The 2,218-nt window shown below is 71.7% G+C and carries 1 protein-coding gene; it reads left to right on the top strand.

The window, feature by feature from the left end; translation table 11 throughout:
* Positions 1-74: 74 nt before the first annotated feature.
* Positions 75-2,108 (top strand): fructose-specific PTS transporter subunit EIIC, encoded by a 2,034-nt coding sequence (locus tag U9R90_RS35645; protein ID WP_411061602.1) that lies wholly within the window; start codon positions 75-77, stop codon positions 2,106-2,108.
* Positions 2,109-2,218: the final 110 nt, after the last annotated feature.

Genomic DNA, 2,218 nt, shown 5'->3' on the forward strand with positions numbered 1-2,218 from the left:
TCCACTCCTGTCCCCACCCCCGTCCCCGTCAAGTGCTCGTCCCCGCACGAGATATGTGAGCGAAGGAGACCGCGATGAGCGAGATGATCACCGCGGAACTGGTCGACCTCGACCTGTCCGCCGACACCAAGGAGGCGGCGGCCCGTTCGCTCGCCGAACGCATGGTGGCCCAGGGCCGGGTGACCGACCTCGACGGCTTCCTCGCCGACGTCGCCGCCCGCGAGGCCCAGATGCCGACCGGCCTCGACGGCGGCATCGGCATCCCGCACTGCCGTAGCGAGCATGTCGCCGAGCCCACGCTGGCCTTCGGGCGCAGCGCTCAGGGCATCGACTTCGGTGCGCCGGACGGACCGGCCGATCTGATCTTCCTGATCGCCGCTCCGGCGGGTGCGGACGACGCGCACCTGACGATCCTGTCGTCGCTGGCCCGTCGGCTGATGGACGGTGACTTCACCTCGGCGCTGCGGTCGGCGGATGACGCGGCGCGGACCGCGGCGCTGATTCGCGGTGATGAGGGTGCGGAGAGTGCGGAGAGTGCGGGGGAGCCTTCGGGCGTGCAGGCCTCGGATGCGCAGTCCTCGGACGCCGGGGCTCCTGGCCCGCCTGACGAGCCCGCCGAGCCGTTCCGTATCGTCGCCGTCACCTCCTGCCCCACCGGTATCGCGCACACCTACATGGCCGCCGAGGCGCTGGAGAGCGCCGGGCAGGACGCCGGGGTCGAGCTGGTCGTGGAGACGCAGGGGTCTGCCGGGTTCACCCGGCTCGACCCGGCCGTCATCGCCGCCGCCGACGCCGTGATCTTCGCGCACGACGTTCCGGTACGGGAGAAGGACCGCTTCGGTGGCAAGCCGACCGTCGACGTCGGGGTCAAGGCGGGCATCAACCGCCCGGCCGAGCTGATCGCCGAGGTACGCGGCAAGGCCGAGCGCGGCGAGACGACCACCGCGGGCAGGCCGTCCCCGGTCGAGGCGGCCGGTGAGCCCGGTGACGGGTACGGCACCAAGCTGCGCAAGTGGCTGATGTCCGGCGTGAGTTACATGGTGCCGTTCGTCGCGGCGGGCGGTCTGCTGATCGCCCTCGGCTTCGCGATCGGCGGCTATGAGATCAACGAGGCCAAGTCGGTCGCCGAGCACTTCGCCTGGGGTCAGGTCGACAGCTGGGCCGCGCTGTTCTTCCAGATCGGCGCGCTGGCGTTCAGCTTCCTGGTGCCGGTCCTGGCCGGTTACATCGCCTACGGAATGGCCGACCGGCCGGGTCTGGTGCCCGGGTTCGTCGGCGGCGCGGTGGCCGTCACCATCAACGCCGGGTTCCTGGGCGGTCTGGCCGCGGGTCTGATCGCCGGTGCGACGGTGATGGGCATCCAGCGGCTCCGCATTCCGGCGGTGCTGCGCGGGATCATGCCGGTGGTCATCATTCCGCTGCTCTCGTCGATCGTGGTCGGCTTCCTGATGTTCCTGGTGGTCGGCAAGCCGATCGCCGAGCTGCAGAGCGCGCTGACCAACTGGCTGGAAGGCCTGAACGGCGCCAATGCGATCATCCTCGGCGTGATCCTCGGCCTGATGATGTGCTTCGACCTCGGCGGCCCGCTGAACAAGGTCGCCTACACCTTCGCCATCGGCGGCCTGGGCGCGGGTGCCACGGACGGCAACCTCAAGGTGATGGCCGCGGTGATGGGCGCCGGTATGGTCCCACCGCTGGCGATGGCCCTGGCCACGACCGTACGCGGGAAGCTCTTCACCAAGACCGAGCGGGAGAACGGCAAGGCGGCCTGGGTGCTGGGCGCCTCCTTCATCACCGAGGGCGCGATCCCGTTCGCCGCGGCCGACCCGCTGCGGGTCATCCCCGCGTCGATGGTGGGCGGTGCGGTCACCGGTGCGCTGTCGATGGGCTTCGGGGCGACGCTGCAGGCCCCGCACGGCGGTGTCTTCGTGGTCCCGCTGATCGGGCAGCCGCTGCTGTACCTGCTGGCGGTCGCCGTGGGTGTCTGCGTCTCGGCCGGGCTGGTCATCGTGCTCAAGGGCGCGCGGAAGGCCGCGCCCGCGGGCTCGGACGCGGCGGACGCGGCGGCCGCGCAGGCCGCCGAGGCGAAGGTGACCGTCGCCGCCTGACCCTCGCCCGCTGCTTCCCAGCCCCCTGACCAGGGGGCGCCTAAGCCCCCTCAGGCGCCCCCTTCCGCCGGAGGATGCCCGTCCAGGCGCCCTCCCGCCGAGGACCCCGC

It is taken from the genome of Streptomyces sp. E11-3, from assembly GCF_046540415.1.
In the GTDB taxonomy this organism is placed as follows: domain Bacteria; phylum Actinomycetota; class Actinomycetes; order Streptomycetales; family Streptomycetaceae; genus Streptomyces.